Source organism: Ruegeria sp. J8 (genome assembly GCF_056531925.1).
The window spans coordinates 144,021-159,802 of sequence record NZ_JBQFMR010000004.1; the positions used below are offsets into that span (position 1 = coordinate 144,021).

The following is a 15,782-nucleotide window of genomic DNA, read 5'->3' on the forward strand; positions in this document are numbered from 1 at the left end:
ACTAAGGTTTCAAAGGTTAACTTATTTTACCAAGTGCTATGTACAGGACCCTGATCAGAAAGGCGGCCCGACATGACCCCAACTGCGATTTTTGAACCGATTGGCCACGAATCACTGGCGGACGCGGTGGTTGCGCAGATTGAAGATCTGATTGCCTCGGGCGTGTTGAAACAGGGTCGCAGGCTACCATCCGAGCGAGAGCTGGCCGAAATGCTGCGGGTTTCACGCCCAAAACTGCGCGAAGCGCTGCATACGTTGGAAGAACGCGGTCTTGTCACCACGCAGCACGGAGAAGGCACTTTTGTCGCCGCCCTGACCGGAAGCGCCATGTTGCCCGCTTTGCTGGCGCTCTATGAACGGCACGAACCGGCATTTTTTGATTATCTGGAATACCGCCGCGAACAGGAAGGGTTTGCCGCCCGTCTGGCCGCGCGTCGTGCAACCTCGGCAGACAAGGAGCGGATCTCTGAAATCCTGGCCGAGGATGAACGCGCTTGGCGTGAAGGGGATGCTCTGGCTTCGCGAGAGGCGGATTTCGCGCTGCACGCAGCCATTGTCGACGCAAGCCAGAACGCAACGTTGATCCACATGATGGCGTCAATTTATGAACTGACCCGCCAAGGCGTCTTTTACAATCGCGATTTTCTGAAAACCATCGACGGAACCGGCAAACAGTTGATGGAACAGCATCGCGAACTGGGGCAGGCCGTCATAGACGGCGACGAAACCCGTGCACAGAAAGCCGCGCACGATCACATCGATTTCGTCGAGGAATCCTTCAAACTCGGTCTGGAAAGGCGGCGTCGAGAAGCCATGGCGGAAAAAAGGCGCATCTTGTCGAACTCGATGTCGAAGTAGCGATCTGCAACCTGTCAGACGCCCGCGTTGCAGATCAACTCGTCACCGGCAAGGTGATCGATCAAAGCACGGACTCGGGTGGTAAGGCGGCGGTTCTGAGGGAACAAGGCGGCGACGACATAGGGGGTGACGCGATGGTCGGAGAACAGTTCGACCAATGCACCTGATTGCAGTTCTCTGGCGACCGTATAGGCCGGACATCGCGCGATTGCCGCGCCAGAGACCGCAAGCTGTGCTGACGCGGCCGGAGCATTCGCTTTCAACCGCCCACTCACCTGTACTGCCACATCCTCTCCATCAATACTAAACGGCCACAAGGCGGGTTCGGACATGTTGCCGTCCAGAATGCAATCATGGTTTGCCAACTCCAATGGATGTTGAGGCACGCCAGCACGCGCCAGATACGCGGGCGCCGCACAGATGATCAGGGGCATCGGCCCCAACTGCCGGATCTTTAGCGAGCTATCGCGCATCGGACCGATGCGGACGGCCAGATCTAGCCCTTCCTCTATGATCGACACGCGACGGTCGGATAGTTGCAGATCAATCTCGACCTCGGGATGTAGGGTGGCGAAAGCAGCCAGAGACGGCGCAAGACGGACAGAGCCAAACCCGGTCGGCGCCGAGATTCGAATAACGCCCTGCAAGGATGTCTGGGCATTTCTGACCGTTTCCTCCAACTCGTCAAACCCGTCCAGTAGCGGCTCACACATAGTCAGATAGGTCGCGCCCGCATCAGTCAGAGACACGCTGCGTGTGGTCCGGTTCAGCAATTGCACCCCCAGCGCGTCCTCCAAATCAGCCACGTATTTGCTGACCAGTCGCGCAGATTTGCCCAACCGCTGGGCGGCGGCGGTGAAAGAGGCGTTCTTGGCCACCAGCGCAAATGCGCGCATTCGGTCTATCTTATCCATGGTTATTGCGCCCTCTCAGGGCTTAATCATCCACCAAAAGTGGCAATTATCATCAACCCGTGCAAGCGTTATCTGTCGCTCCAGTTCACAGTTATTCAATGATCGGAGCCACAACATGTCTAACCCAGTTCGCATTCACCATTTCCCAAAGTCAGGCCATGCTCACCGGGCGCTGGTTTTCGCCAAGCTGGCGGATATCCCGCATGAGGCTGTCTTTGTCGATCTGGTCGCTGGTGCGCATAAGACGCCCGAGTTTCTGGCGATGAACCCCAACGGCCAAGTACCGGTTTTGGAAGATGGCGATGTGGTTGTCTCGGACTCGAATGCAATTCTGGTGTATCTCGCCCGTCAATACGCGCCGGACTGGATGCCCAGCGATGCGGTCGGGGAAGCTGAAGTCCAGAAATGGCTGACCCTGGCTGCGGGCGAAATCGCCTTTGGCTCATGCGCGGCGCGCTTGATTACTGTCTTTGGCGCCCCGCTGGACGTTGACTTCGCGGCAACCACCGCTGCCAAGGCGATGCAAAAGCTGGAAACGGGTCTGGAAGGCCGCGATTGGCTGGTCGGGGATCGACCCACCATCGCTGATGTCGCCGCCTATTCCTACACCGCCCATGCGCCCGAGGGGAATGTCTCGCTTGAACCCTATCCGAACGTGCGCGCTTGGATTGCCCGGTTCGAGGCGCTGAACGGGTTCGAAGCCATGCCCGCAACCGCCGCTGGCCTTGTGGCCTGAACCAAACCCGCCCCAAGGTCGGCATGTCTGGCCTTGGGACTTTTAGCAACCGAAGGGATCAGGACGATGACCGATGCCGCAACTCCGTTCCACGCAGGCGAACTTGCCGCGCAGCAACGCGCGGGCGTTGGCTATATCGCCACAAAAGGTGCGCCTTTCATCCGAGAGTTCATGCCCGACCAGCACCGCACCTTTTATCAGGCGCAACCCTTTCTGGTTGCTGCGTCCGCAGACACAAAAGGCCGGGTCTGGGCGAGTATTATCGAAGGGCGCGATGGCTTTGTCCGGTCCCCTGACGCCCACACAATAACCTTGGACACAACCCCGGATCCATCTGACCCGCTGGCGCAGACACTGACAGCCGGAACCGATATTGGCGTGGTCGGGATCGAGCTTGCAACAAGGCGACGCAACCGGTTCAGCGGCAGAACGCGGCCAACCGATAGTGGGCTCGCCATAGATATCCGTCAGACATTCGGCAACTGCCCCCAATATATCAACGAACGGGACTGGTGGCGGGTTCAACGCAACCAGCCCGTCCGGCCACTAACATCGGAAAGCCTCAATTCCGCACAGATCAAGCGGATTGAAGCCGCCGACACTTTGTTCATTGGCTCTGGTCAGCAAGGACAACAAGGGGCGGCCTCGAACGGGTATGATGCGTCTCACAGGGGGGGCGAGCCGGGATTTGTTCGCGTGATCAGCCCAAACCGTCTGCGCATCCCCGATTACTCGGGCAACAACTTTTTCAATACGATTGGCAACTTGCTGCAGGACCCTCGCGTCGGGTTGCTGTTTGTCGATTTCGAAACCGGTGGACTGTTGCATCTGACCGGGCGCGCCACGATTGACTGGTCTCCCGAAGAAGCGCGCGATCCGAACATTCTGCGCATGATAGAAGTCGAGCTCGACGCCGTGATCGACCGGCCCGAGGCGCTGACGCTCAGATGGTCAGCGCAACCGACACCATCCCGGAAATTGATCGTCACCAACAAGGTTGTCGAGGCTGAGGGGATCACGTCCTTCCATCTTGCGGCAACCGACGGCGATCCGCTGAAGTTGTTTCAAGGCGGTCAGCACCTGCCCATCGCATTGGATATCCCGTCGCATGACAAAAAGGTCCGCCGCACCTATTCCCTGTCAGGAACAGCAGGAGGCGACCACTACCGGATAACTATCAAACGCGAGGCCAGTGGTGTCGCCTCACGTTTCTTGCATGATAACGTGGCCATCGGAGATGTTGTCGAAGCCAAGCCGCCCACCGGGGATTTCATCATTCCCCAAGGTGATGCGCCTTTGGTTCTGGTCAGCGCAGGCGTCGGTTTAACGCCGATGCTGGCGATACTGCACCAGCTCGCGGGGCAGGGGAGCCAACGCCCGGTCTGGTTCGTGCATGCCGCGCGCAACAGGCGCCACCACGCCATGGCGGACGAGGTTGGACAGCTTGTGGCTACAAACCGCACCCTTAGAAAACGCATCTTCTACAGCACACCCGACAGCACAGACCAGCTGGGACAGGACTTTGACGCGACAGGTCGGATTTCGGCCACCGACCTTCTGGCGTTGGGTGTCGGACGCGATGCCCACTACATGCTGTGCGGCCCATCTGGGTTTGTAACCGATCTGAAATCGGGGCTTGAGAACGCGGACGTGCCGCCCGACCGAGTTCTGTTTGAGGTTTTTGGAACGACTAAATCATAGTTGTGAGAAAGCTATTTTGAATTTCGAACCCGGTATCAAAGGGTAGACAACCTCTTGTTGCGCAGCCTAGCTTTTGGGAATTCGCAAAGGTAATTTGGTCGATCCCCGGTTCGACCCGCAGGATCGAAGGAGCGTGCCATTTCAGACGGAAACGCCAACGCAGCCGAAAATCGGTTCGTCCATCTTTCGACCCAAAAATTCCGCCCCAAGGAAAAGTTTGAATTCTGGCGCAGCCTGCACCCGTGGGTTTCTATGGACGCGTCGGACCGATCGCGCGAGGCCAACTATAAAGGCCAGCTTTCCTATTTTAGCGCGCCCTCGGGCGCGACCTTCGGATTTACCCGTTCAGACGATACGACCACTTATTTCGGTCAACCGACGGGGGACTATTTGGTTCTTAGCTCGACAATTTCCGGGGCCGTTCGTCTTGAAACCAAGGATGGCGACGGCCAGACGGTCACGGCGGGGTCGAACCTGGTTGTTCTGGACGGTTCAGTCCCAGTTTCAACCCGCACGCGAGATCATTCGCATGTCTACATGACCCTTCCGATGGAGCTGATCCGGGATCAGTTAGGGGGCGAGGTCCGTCCCGCGGGCAGGGGGGTTGCCCAAATGGCACCCAATGGGTTGGCCCCCTTCCTGGAAAGTCAGTTGCATATGATGGCCAAGGAGTGCACCAAGCTTTCTGAAGTTGAAACTCTGCATCTGATTGACTCGTTGCAAAGCCTGGCTCTGGGGGCCTTGTCGCGCCTGGGTTCTGATCCGCCACCTGCGAGCGCCCCTGCGCAAACGCACGCCCTTCATACTGCTGCGACGCGTTACATCGCATTAAATCTTGGGGACGAAAATCTGAGGGCCGACTCGGTCGCGGATGCAATCCAATGTTCCAGATCGTCCCTGTTTCGCGCGTTTCAAGACCACAACGACACGTTCGGCAATCATATCCGTCGCGCAAGATTCGAACTGGCAAAATCCTATTTGGTGAACCAGCCAGACATGCCGATCCAGATCGTGGCCCATCTTTGCGGCTATAAAACCCCGGAATCCTTTGGTCGGTTCTTCCGCGAGCAGGCCGGAATGACAGCATCGGCATATCGAGACAGCGGCGTCTAGACCTTTTCTATCCTAAATTCCTTGATCAGATCTTGGTTCTGACACGTTTTGTCAGGCAATTGAGACGTACTGGCAGGCCAATGTTCTGTCGAGTTGACTTGGCTTGTATATCCTCGTCTTTAACTTGGCACCTTCGGTTGATGTGGCTCTCCGGTCAACTAGCGACAGGTTGCTTCACAGAATGGGGTCGACCGAACACGTTTGAAAATTCCTCGTCAATCTAAGCGATATCGCGTCGAAGTTTTCCCTAATAACGGCTGACGCGATGCCCATCCCCGACTTCTGGCGATCACCTTCATGATCTTGGATCAGTTGCCCTGCAGGCTATGAGCTGGTCCTGATTGAAGTACGCCTTCTGGTCGGGGATGGGGTTTTCATAACTCCTGACTGGCTTTTGCCAAGACCAGATTGGTTTCGATTCAGTTCGCTCGCAATTTAACCAATTTCCCTTGGTTTCAAACTTGGAGACTTAAGCGGAAAACAGTTCTTTTAGCCTGCGATCCAGCGCCCGGTCGTCATCGATCAAAGCGGCAATAGTCGGGCGCGACAAGGCACGGGCTCGATAGGCGTTGAGATTTGGAAAGGCCGAGTGATCAACTTTTGCATGATCCGACAAAACGAAGAACCACGTCAGATAGGCATCCGCCGCCGAAAACCTGTTACCCAACAGATAATCGCGCCCGTTCAAATGATCCTCAATTATCTGAAACCTGAGCGGTGCCAGAGCTCGTACACGATCTTTCACTTCATCCGTGGCTTCCTTGTAGAACACCACACGAAACAGCCCCTTGTGCAGTTCCGTCGCGCAGAAAGCCAGCCAGCGCAGCATCTGAAAATACTCCGGGCTGTCAGGCGATATCCGGAAATCATTGTCTTTGGACTGTGCCTGAATCCAGGCAATGACTGCCGAGGTTTCGGTTAGTTTGGTTCCATCGTCAAAGCTGAGAACCGACACTTGCCCCAAGGGGTTCACGTCATAGAGTGAACCACCTGCCGCCAGATTTTTACTGCGCAGGTGCAACGGTTCAATTTCCAGTTCGACACCTGCTTCGGCTGCGGCGAACCGCGCAGCCAATGAACATGTGAATGGGGCATGAAAAAGCGTTGGCATAAACAGGTCCGATCAATTGAATTGGTAAGTTACTGCGCTCGGCAGAATAGACTCAAACTTGTCTGCAAGGACAGGCGTAAATACGGGGTCCGAACCTTGAGAAAATCCGCTTTCGTGATCGCCTGAAAGGTTAACTTGACGAGCGTCTTTTTGACGGTTGTAGTGCAAAAAGACGAATTTGGATTGGATCGAATTATGCGAATTTTTGTGCCTTTTCTGGCGGCCACTTTCTTTCTGGCATTCTCGCTGAGCGCGGCACTTGCCGAAACTCAAGCGCACACAACCACCTCAGTTCATATGCGCGCAGGGCCAGGCACAAACTATCCCGTGGTGGCTACATTACCGCAAGACGCAACGATCGAGCTTTATGGCTGTCAACCGGGCTATACTTGGTGCGACGTCTCCTGGAATTCGGCGCGCGGCTGGATCGCTTCGAACTACATTTTGGTTGATAGCGAGGGACAGACCAAGGTGATGAACCCCGTCATCGCAGCCGCATTGGGAATTGCCATTGTAGAGTTCAGCCAGGCCTATTGGGAAAACCACTATCAAGCCTATCCCTGGTTTGCGTATTGGAACCGCTACTACCATCCTTATCACCCAGTCCCCGGGCCGTATTGCTACCATTCACCACAAGACCCAGCCTGTCACTATCCACCGCATGATCCGAACCGGTTGTATCAGCCTGAACCGCATCATCCCTTCTATGGAAACGGATACTACCATTTTCACCGCCACTGACTGACACGGGTATTGTCGCTGAGAGCCTGAAGATAAGATCAGTAAGGTCGTGTTCAGCTGTTTGACCAGTGAACTTTTTGCTGGCGTTAAATAACACAATGTTTTTAACATAACATGGATTACAAGATCTACTACTGAAGCAAGGCGCGCTAACGAGCGCATGCGTCTCCTTTCATAAGATAACGAGTTAGAGAGATAAAATTCCTTAGATTGAACCCGTCTTCGCGACGCCGTTTGAGCGTCTCAGTTTCGGAACGGCCCAGAAGTTCAAAGGCCAAACACATCCATGGCGTTCTTACCCGCCTTGAGCCCTGCGACCCATTCCGCTTCTTTGCCGATTTTGTCCTTCACGTCGGATAGAAGATCACGGGCAGAAACCGGAGAAAGGACCACAAGTCCGTCACGGTCACCCAAAATCAGGTCACCCGAAGCTATTTTGCATCCGCCGAAAGAGACTGATGCATTGATTTCTCCATCGTTAGCGCTGGTGGGGCCACGGGGCGTAATGCTTCGGGCGAAGACAGGAAAATCCTCCCATGAACCCAGCGTGTCTATGTCACGTACGGCCCCATCTACAACAACCCCTTTGCAGCCGAGGTCCCTCAGGTGCCCGCCTAGAATTTCACCTATCATGGCGAATTCTGTTTCACCGTTGGCGGCAATCACAACAACTTCGCCGGGCTTTGCATGGTCTAAAACGTGAATGACGCCCCCGAAATCAGGTGGCGAAACCGAGACAGTCCGGGCCCGCCCCAGCAGATGCAGTGGCCCGGCATCCAAGTTTCTTACCTGAATCGCCGGATCGATCAGACTGGAAGGCTGCAAGTCGGCCACGATACTGGCGGGCACACCCCGCCACGCCTCGACTTGGTCCTGACTTAAGGGAATGTTTTCGGGATGTATGGTTACCGACATTCTTTACCCTTTCTCGGCAAGTTGACGCTGAACAGCTTTCGCCAATCGTTGGACGGCTTCGGTCAGTTTGGCCTCGTCGTTTAAGGTGAAATTCAGACGGATCCCCTGCCTGTTTTCCCCATGGGCATCAAAAACGCTACTAGGCGAAATACAAACCTTTTCGTCCAGCGCAATTTCAAACAAGCGGTCCGTGTCGATACTCTCATCCCGCGCACGAGCCCAGACAAACATGCCGCCTGCGGGCACCTCCCATTCGAACCACTCCGCCAGATAGGAATTCAGAGCCGCACACAGGGCATCTCGTCGCCTGCAATACATGTCCAGGACCTGCGATTGTGTTGCCTTGATCAAGTCGGATTTCAGGATTTCATACGTAATACGCTGGGTGATACCGCTTGTGCACATGTCCGACCCTTGTTTGGCAAGTGTCAGTGCGGAGATCATCTTGGGCCTCGCAATCACCCAGCCCACGCGTAAACCAGGGGAGATCAGCTTCGACATCGTGCCCAGATAGACGGTGTTGGACAATTCCCCAGTCTGAAGCGCTAGATCAAGCAGGTTCGGGGGCAAAGGACCGTCGTAGCAAAGACTGCCATAGGGATCGTCCTCGACAAGCCATGCCCCGGTTTGACGGGACGCGGCCAGCAAGGTGCGGCGCGCCTCCAATCCGACCAATCGTCCTGTCGGGTTAGAGAAATTGGGCACAGTATAGGCAAACTTTGCGCCTTTCATGGCTTGAAACGGGTCGAACGCGGCGGCATTCAGATCCATGTTTCGAAAGCGCGGGCGACGGGGTCGCCATGCGTCAAGAGCTCCCAGATAGGTCGGAAACTGCCCCGCAATCAGATCCCCTTCGTTCAGCAAGACCTTTCCCAACAGGTCGAGCGCCTGCATGCCGCTAGTTGTTATCAACACATTTGCGGCAGTCAGTTTTACGTTTTTGGTAGAAAACCGGTGCGCAATGGCATTGCGCAATTCCGGGAGGCCTTCGATCGGACCATATCCCAGTGTCTCGGTCGGGTGGGTCTCAATAACCCTTTGGGCCAATTTTGCGATCTGGGGACCGGGATAGGTCGCAGGTTCAGGTAGCCCCCCAGCTATGTTGAGCAGACCGGGAATTTGACCGGCCGCGAGAAAAGCTCGTGTGATTTCATTTGTCTCAGACAACCAACCGGCAAAGGCTGCGGGCTCGACAACCGGCTCGCCCACACGTTCCAGTTTGTTTTCCAACTTCACATTAAGTCTCCTGATCGGTTCTTCGGAAGGATAGCCAAAGTCGCGCGCGCTTTCTCGGCGTTCTTCGCTTTTATCCCTGTCAATATTGATGATTTATGCTAATTTTTAGCATTAAAATAGAGGAAAACGTTAATGTTCGACCCGGATAGTATCGACAAACGCATACTGGCGGAACTACGGCGCGATGGGCGCCTTGCCATAAGTGATCTTGCCGAAATTGTTGGGCTTTCACCGACGCCCTGCGCCCGCCGGGTCAGAAAGCTTGAGCAGGCCGGGATTATTCGCGGGTATCACGCAGACATCTCGCCGGAAAATCTTGGGAAACAAATCTGTGTGCTGATTTCAGTGAAACTGGCGAAACACAACCCAGACGGCCATGCGGTTTTTCAACAAACTGTAAAACAGAGTTCCGAGGTCTCGGAATGCCTGATGGTGACCGGTGCGGCGGATTATATCCTGAAAGCCTGGTTTCCGGATATCGAGGACCTGCGTCTGTTCATTACCACCACGGTTCAAAACCTTCCCGAAGTTGCCGAGACCTCGACAATGTTGGTTGTGGGGCAAACCGATACCGGATTCGAGATGATGTGATCTATGTGATTGCGCCCTGCAAAACAGTGTCAGCCTACGCGCAAAATGTCACAAGGACGGCAAGGTCAACGCGATCCCTGGGAAGGCGATCAGCAGCACCACAAGCAATAGCGAGCAGAAAATGAACGGGAAGGCCGAGGTATAGATCTCGCGCATCGTAGTGCCTGGTGGGGCGACGCCTTTCATCACGAACAGCAGCAGCCCAAAGGGCGGCGTCGTAAAACTGATTTCCAGCGACAACAACATGATCAGGCCGAACCAAATCGGATCGAACCCGAGCGTTTGGGCCAGCGGGAAAAAGATCGGTACCGTCAGCAGCATGATCGAGATTTGCTCCATGAACATGCCCAGCAGCAGTAGGACGGCGAACATCACCGTCAGCATCGCCAGAGGGGCCAGATCGAACGCAATCGCCCAATTGACCAGCCCTCGGGACGCGCCGGAAAAGGCCAAGAGCTGACTGAACGTCGCCGAACCAAAGACGATCAGGTAAGCCATCAGCGTTACTTTGAGCGCGCCAATGACGGACTTCTTCATCGCCTCCCATGTCAGGCAGCGAAAAACGGCAGCGAGGATCAGTACACCCAATGCCCCGAAAGCCGCCGCCTCGGACGGGGTGACAAAGCCTTTGATCATTAGAACGATGATCACGACCATGACGCCGACCATCGGAACCACCTCGGTCATCAGCAATTTCAGGCGGTACCCCATCGACATCGGTTCGACGTCATAAGCCGGTGCGGCGGTCGGGTCGATCCGGGTCTGCAGCCAGATCGTTCCGATATAGAACCCGGCCAGGATCAGGCCGGGAATGACACCCGCGATCAGCAACGCAGCGACGTCGATCTGCGCCAGCGTGGCCAGCAGAACCGCAAGCGCCGAGGGTGGGATGATGATCGCAAGGCCGCCCGTGCCCAAAATGGGGCCGATGCTCATGTGCGATTTGTAACCACGCCGCTTCATCTCGGGCACCATCAGCGACCCCAGCAGCGCGGTGGACCCCATCGACGACCCGGACAAAGTAGAAAAGGCCGTTCCCCCCAGAACAGTCACATAGCTGAGCCGCCCGGGCAATCGGCCAAGCAGCTTGTCGATTGCGTTGAACATTCGCCCACCAAGGCCGGTGTGAAAGAAAATCTCACCCATCAGCAGAAACAGCGGGATGGGCATCAGGGCGTATTTCGTCAACGCCCCCAGCCCGTTGTTGAGCAGCTGTGTCACCCCGCGCTCGCCGCCCATGAATACCCACGCCCCCAGAATATTCGCGGCCAGAAAGGCCAGCGCAACCGGCATTCCGATGGCCATCAGGAACACGATCGAGCCCAACAGCAGGGCAAGGGCCTCGTACCATTCCATTATTCATGTATCCCTGCTTCGCCGCTGTGCATCAGGTTAGGGCCAAACACAAAGCGTGAAAATTCAATCGCCATCAGCCCAAAGGACAGAGGAAAGGCGATGGTCAGCATCCAGCGGGGGAAGTAGTAGGCGCGCGTATCATAGTCCCCGCGTTCGATATTAGTCAGAACCAGATCGCCCCCCTGCCACGCAAGGATCAGGCAGACCAGCACGCAGGCAGCTGCGACCGAACGGCTGACGATCCGGCGCAGGTGCAATGGCAGAGCAGCCGTAACCAGCTCGATATGTACATGGCCCTTTTCGCGCACCAGCCAGGGAGCGCCCAGCATCGTCATATACAACAGCCCGTATTCGGCCGAGGTGAACAGCCACGCAAAAGGCTGAAGCCCTGCATTGCGCATCAGCACCGAGGTAATAACAGACAGCATAAGCCAGACCAGCAACAGCCCCGCCAGAATGGCCATGCCAAAAAGCACCGCATCATAGGCCTTTTTCATGGTCATGCCTGCATTGCCCCGAATTCCGGTCAGGCCCGCAGGGTTTCCGCGGGCCTGTCCTTGGTCTTAGTTTGCTGCGTCGAGATCGTAGAACAACTCGATCAGGCGATCATAGTTGTCGGTTCCACCCGGCTGTTCTGCCATAAGGCCATTCATCCGCTCCCACGTTTTTTCGCGCGCAGCGGCAAGGTAGTTCGCCTTGGCTTCACCTTCCAAGCTGACTACGGTCATGCCTGCAGCATCCAGTGCGGCGAAATCATCATCCCGTTTGCTGCGCAGGGCTTCGACGCTGTCTTTCTCATGCTGGATCGCCACGTCTTGAAGGATCGTCTTGGCCTCATCCGACAGCGAGTTCCAGCGCTCCAGATTCACAATGACGCCCAGATCGGTCGAGAAGAAACAGGGCTCGATCCGGTAGTTCAAAAATTCGTTCCATTTCAGGTCGATCAGACCGATCTGGGTCCAGCCGGTCGCGTCCACGACGCCGCGTTGCAGGGCTGAATAGACCTCACCCGTTGGCAAGTCGATTACCTGCGCGCCCAGATAGTTGGTGAAGAACGCATTATACACGTTGTTGCCGCGCAGCTTTAGCCCTTCGACCTCAAGATTGCCATCGGCGTCAAAGCTGGGCTCATTCCGGGTCCAGAGGTTGTAGCAAACACCACTGTCGAACCAGCCGAGATACTTCAGACCCATTTTTTCCTGATGAATCTGATCGATCAGCGCTATCCCGCCATTCTGGCGGGTCTCAATCGCGGTCAGGTTTGAGGCTACCATCGCGTCTTTTTCAGGCAGCGCACCGCCGTAAAAAGAGCCCGGCGTATAAACCATATCGACAATGCCATCGCGCACCGCGTCGGGTTGCTGGAACATGCCGATGGCCTCGGGGCCACCGCGCACGTCAATCTGAATGACACCTTCACCCGCCTCGTTCACTTTATTAACAAAATCCAGAAAGCTCTGGGTGTAGATCAGAGTTTCAGGAAAGGCGTGCACGGCAGAGATTGTTTCTTCCGCTTTGGCTGCTCCGGCAACCATCACGGCTCCGGCGAACAGGCCAGCCAATGAGTTCAGTTTCATGGTTCTTCCTCCACATGTTGTTGGGGCAGTTTTCTGAATGCGCCCCTTGTTTTCGTGGCCTTTTGGCCTGTTGCGTCGTCTTTGCGCGACGTGGCTTATTCGCAAAGTGCAGGCCATGCCCAAGGCGCGGTCTGACTGCGGTGGTGTCGGTGAGCACGGATTGTCTGCGCGTGCTGTTGGGTCAGGTCAATGTCATCCCAGCCATTGATCAGCTTGACGCGCCATCCTTCGTCCAGTTCAAATTTCTCAGTGCGGCCTTCCAAAGTGAACCGGCCTTCGGGCAGGTCAACCGAAAGCTCTGCGGGCGCGTCTGTCAGTGTCTGAACAAGGCGTTCGTGCGTCGAATTGCTTACCCGTGCGGGTAGTAAACCGTTGTTGATTGCATTATTGGCGAAGATGTCGCCAAAGCTGGGCGCAATGACGGCGCGTATCCCAGCATCGACCAGAGCGTATACCGCTGCCTCGCGGGATGAACCGCTACCGAAATTCTGACCTGCCACCAGAATACTGATGTCTTCATGCCGGTTGAGCGGGAAGTCCGGGTGCAATTCTTCATCAGCGTTGCGCCGCATATCGTGCAACAGGTACCCTCCGTACCCATCGCTACGCGGAACCGACATGAACCGCGCTGGGATCAGTTGATCGGTGTCGATATTGTCAACAGCCAACGCCAGGGCCCGGCCCGTATGCTTGCTCCACCCGGCCATCACGCAGCCCTGCCCTGCAAAAATGGTCGAACATCCGTGATCGTACCTGTCACAGCAGCTGCAGCCACCATTGCCGGAGACATCAGATGCGTACGCGCACCGCGCCCCTGCCGGCCGCGAAAGTTACGGTTGGTCGACGAAGCGCAGCGCTTGCCCTCGCCTACCAGATCGCCGTTCATCCCGACACACATGGAACAGCCGGATGCGGCCCATTCCAATCCGGCATCTATGAAAACACGGTCCAGCCCTTCCGCTTCGGCCTGTGCTTTGACACGCGCAGATCCCGGCGAGACCAAACCCGGCACTTTCGCACCGCGTCCGGACAAGACCAACGCGGCCTCTCGCAGGTCTTCGATGCGGCCATTTGTACAGGATCCGATAAACACCTGATCTACAGGGATGCCGTCCAGCGCGCGCCCCGCTGCCAATCCCATATAGTCCAGCGCATCGCGGGCGGCATTTGCCTTAGCAGGGTCCATCACGTCCGGATTCGGGATCGATGCTGATACAGGTAGTGCCTGTTCCGGACTTGTGCCCCATGTCACGGTCGGAGCAATGCCGGACGCATCCAGCGCAACGTCGCTGTTGAATACCGCACCTTCATCAGTGGGCAGCTTTTGCCACGTCCGGCAGGCCGCCTCAAAATCCGGGCCGTTCGGCGCATGTTCGCGGTTTTCGAGATAGGCAAACGTCACCTCATCAGGGGCCACCATGCCGAAACGCGCGCCTCCTTCGATGGACAGATTGCACAGGGTCATGCGACCCTCCATGGACAAGTCCCGCACCGTCTGCCCCGCATATTCCACTGCGTGACCTTGCGCACCACCTGTGCCCAGCATCGCAATCCAGTTCAGCGCGATATCCTTGGCCGAGACACCCGGACCCAACTGACCATTCAATGTAATCCTCATCGCCTTGGGCTTGCGTTGCCAGACGGTTTGCGTCGCAAGAACATGCGCAACCTCGGTCGCGCCGATCCCGAAAGCCAAAGCCCCAAAGGCGCCGTGCGTAGATGTATGGCTGTCTCCGCAATTAATCAGCAGACCCGGCAGTGTCAGCCCAAGTTCCGGCCCGACCACATGCACGATACCCTGTGTCGGATCATCCAGATCGAAAATCCGCAGATTGTGCCGGGCAGCGTTGCTGCGCAACGTCTGGATCATGCGGGCAATCTTTGGATCAGAAATCTGGCCTCGATCGCGCGTCGGCGCATAGTGATCGACAACCGCAAAGGTCAGATCCGGTTCGGCCACGTGCAACCCGCGCTCTGCCAGCTTGGCAAAGGCATGGTGCGAGCCTTCATGCACAAGATGTCGGTCCACCCACAGCAGCGACACGCCATCATCGCGCCGCAGCACCTCATGCGAGGCCCATAGCTTGTCGAGCATTGTACGCGGGGCGGTCATTCCTCGGCCTCGCTGCGGCCGATGGCGGGTTCCCAATGACGGGCTGACCCGGTTCCGACCCGCGCCAGAGGCATCTCAAGGCGGAACATGTCAGGCCGGTAAAGACCAGACAGGTATTCGACCCCATTGCCCTCGACATCCCGCACAATCCGTTTCAACGACAGCAGCGCCGAGCCAACCGCGACGCCCAAAGCCTCGGCCACGTCAGGGCCCGCAAGCGTTGCCGACACCGTCTGGTGCGCCTCTTCGATCTGCACGCCACCCCGTTCCAGCAGTTTGAACAACGGTGTCGTGGCAAGATCGCTTTCCGAGTAATTCCGGGCAATTTCAGCAGGAACATATGTTGTCAGGTGAGAAAACGGCACATCGTCTGTCAGGCGGACCCGCGTAGCAATCTGCACCTGCCGGTCGTCCTGAAGACCCATCGCTGTCGCCACCGCCTCGGGCGCTTTCCCATAGGAAAACGACAAGAGCCGGGCCGTCGTGCTTTGGCCCATTTCCACAAGCTGCGGCATCAAGGTGTTGAAGTCCATCGCCGCCCGCGCCCCATGCGGCGACCGGCCCGATACCCGTGTGCCACTGCCCGCGTGCCGTTCGATCAGGCCGTTGCCTGCCAGCGCCTCAAGCGCACGCCGGATGGTTACGCGGGACACGCCGAACTTCTCAGCCAGACGCTGTTCGCCCGGCAGGGTCTCCCCTGCCGACAACTGCCCCTCGGTGATCTGATCGCGCAGAGACAGGTAGACGCGCTGCGCCTTGGTTCCGTCCGGAAGATTGGCCGCTTTGATCTGGTTCACCCGATGATTCCCCTTTCCCAGCA

16 protein-coding genes are annotated in these 15,782 nt (G+C 56.7%); 6 read left to right on the forward strand and 10 right to left on the reverse strand.

Features of this window, described 5'->3' with window-relative positions; genetic code table 11:
- Positions 1-72: 72 nt before the first annotated feature.
- Complete coding sequence (locus tag ACR0L1_RS10320) at positions 73-858, forward strand: FadR/GntR family transcriptional regulator (RefSeq protein WP_480858640.1); 786 nt, start codon at positions 73-75, stop codon at positions 856-858.
- Positions 859-872: 14 nt separating this feature from the next.
- Here ACR0L1_RS10320 and ACR0L1_RS10325 read toward each other — a convergent pair whose 3' ends face one another.
- Positions 873-1,772 (reverse strand): LysR family transcriptional regulator, encoded by a 900-nt coding sequence (locus ACR0L1_RS10325; RefSeq protein ID WP_480858642.1) that lies wholly within the window; start codon positions 1,770-1,772, stop codon positions 873-875.
- Positions 1,773-1,887: 115 nt separating this feature from the next.
- Between ACR0L1_RS10325 and ACR0L1_RS10330 the strand changes: the two genes are divergently transcribed.
- From ACR0L1_RS10330 to ACR0L1_RS10340, 3 genes are all read left to right on the forward strand, one after another.
- Complete coding sequence (locus ACR0L1_RS10330) at positions 1,888-2,508, forward strand: glutathione S-transferase family protein (RefSeq protein WP_480858644.1); 621 nt, start codon at positions 1,888-1,890, stop codon at positions 2,506-2,508.
- A 66-nt stretch (positions 2,509-2,574) separates the two neighbouring features.
- Entirely contained in the window at positions 2,575-4,209 is a 1,635-nt protein-coding gene (locus ACR0L1_RS10335; RefSeq protein ID WP_480858646.1) for an FAD-binding oxidoreductase, read from the forward strand.
- 252 nt (positions 4,210-4,461) lie between these two features.
- Positions 4,462-5,322, forward strand: coding sequence for an AraC family transcriptional regulator (locus ACR0L1_RS10340; RefSeq protein WP_480858648.1), 861 nt, complete (start codon positions 4,462-4,464; stop codon positions 5,320-5,322).
- A 469-nt stretch (positions 5,323-5,791) separates the two neighbouring features.
- On the opposite strand, the gene ACR0L1_RS10345 is transcribed toward ACR0L1_RS10340, so the two are convergent.
- Positions 5,792-6,433, reverse strand: a complete 642-nt coding sequence (locus tag ACR0L1_RS10345; RefSeq protein ID WP_170772125.1) for a glutathione binding-like protein — start codon at positions 6,431-6,433, stop codon at positions 5,792-5,794.
- 135 nt (positions 6,434-6,568) lie between these two features.
- Here ACR0L1_RS10345 and ACR0L1_RS10350 point away from each other — a divergent pair, with 135 nt between their 5' ends.
- Complete coding sequence (locus ACR0L1_RS10350) at positions 6,569-7,174, forward strand: SH3 domain-containing protein (protein ID WP_480858651.1); 606 nt, start codon at positions 6,569-6,571, stop codon at positions 7,172-7,174.
- Positions 7,175-7,441: 267 nt separating this feature from the next.
- Here the strand turns inward: ACR0L1_RS10350 and ACR0L1_RS10355 are convergent, their stop codons facing one another.
- Together ACR0L1_RS10355 and ACR0L1_RS10360 are read right to left on the reverse strand one after the other, a co-directional pair.
- On the reverse strand, positions 7,442-8,089 hold the full coding sequence (locus tag ACR0L1_RS10355; RefSeq protein ID WP_480858653.1) for an RraA family protein: 648 nt from the start codon (positions 8,087-8,089) through the stop codon (positions 7,442-7,444).
- A 3-nt stretch (positions 8,090-8,092) separates the two neighbouring features.
- Positions 8,093-9,325 (reverse strand): aminotransferase-like domain-containing protein, encoded by a 1,233-nt coding sequence (locus ACR0L1_RS10360; protein ID WP_480504584.1) that lies wholly within the window; start codon positions 9,323-9,325, stop codon positions 8,093-8,095.
- A gap of 132 nt (positions 9,326-9,457) precedes the next feature.
- On the opposite strand from ACR0L1_RS10360, the gene ACR0L1_RS10365 reads away from it, so the two are divergent.
- On the forward strand, positions 9,458-9,916 hold the full coding sequence (locus tag ACR0L1_RS10365) for an Lrp/AsnC family transcriptional regulator (RefSeq protein WP_170772119.1): 459 nt from the start codon (positions 9,458-9,460) through the stop codon (positions 9,914-9,916).
- 48 nt (positions 9,917-9,964) lie between these two features.
- Here the strand turns inward: ACR0L1_RS10365 and ACR0L1_RS10370 are convergent, their stop codons facing one another.
- The 6 genes from ACR0L1_RS10370 to ACR0L1_RS10395 form a co-directional block, all read right to left on the reverse strand.
- Complete coding sequence (locus tag ACR0L1_RS10370) at positions 9,965-11,272, reverse strand: TRAP transporter large permease (RefSeq protein ID WP_170772117.1); 1,308 nt, start codon at positions 11,270-11,272, stop codon at positions 9,965-9,967.
- Positions 11,272-11,775 carry a TRAP transporter small permease gene (locus ACR0L1_RS10375; RefSeq protein WP_170783473.1) on the reverse strand — a complete coding sequence of 168 codons (504 nt, stop codon included), beginning with the start codon at positions 11,773-11,775 and terminating at the stop codon, positions 11,272-11,274. The genes ACR0L1_RS10370 and ACR0L1_RS10375 overlap by 1 nt, the downstream gene beginning before the upstream one ends.
- Before the next feature lie 60 nt (positions 11,776-11,835).
- Positions 11,836-12,849 (reverse strand): TRAP transporter substrate-binding protein DctP, encoded by a 1,014-nt coding sequence (dctP, locus tag ACR0L1_RS10380; protein ID WP_480858656.1) that lies wholly within the window; start codon positions 12,847-12,849, stop codon positions 11,836-11,838.
- 95 nt (positions 12,850-12,944) lie between these two features.
- Complete coding sequence (leuD, locus tag ACR0L1_RS10385; protein WP_480858658.1) at positions 12,945-13,556, reverse strand: 3-isopropylmalate dehydratase small subunit; 612 nt, start codon at positions 13,554-13,556, stop codon at positions 12,945-12,947.
- Positions 13,556-14,962: a 3-isopropylmalate dehydratase large subunit gene (gene leuC / locus ACR0L1_RS10390; RefSeq protein WP_480858660.1), complete on the reverse strand. Its 1,407-nt coding sequence runs from the start codon at positions 14,960-14,962 to the stop codon at positions 13,556-13,558. Before leuC ends, leuD begins: the two co-directional genes overlap by 1 nt.
- Positions 14,959-15,759 (reverse strand): GntR family transcriptional regulator, encoded by an 801-nt coding sequence (locus tag ACR0L1_RS10395; protein ID WP_331252110.1) that lies wholly within the window; start codon positions 15,757-15,759, stop codon positions 14,959-14,961. Before ACR0L1_RS10395 ends, leuC begins: the two co-directional genes overlap by 4 nt.
- Positions 15,760-15,782 lie beyond the last annotated feature (23 nt).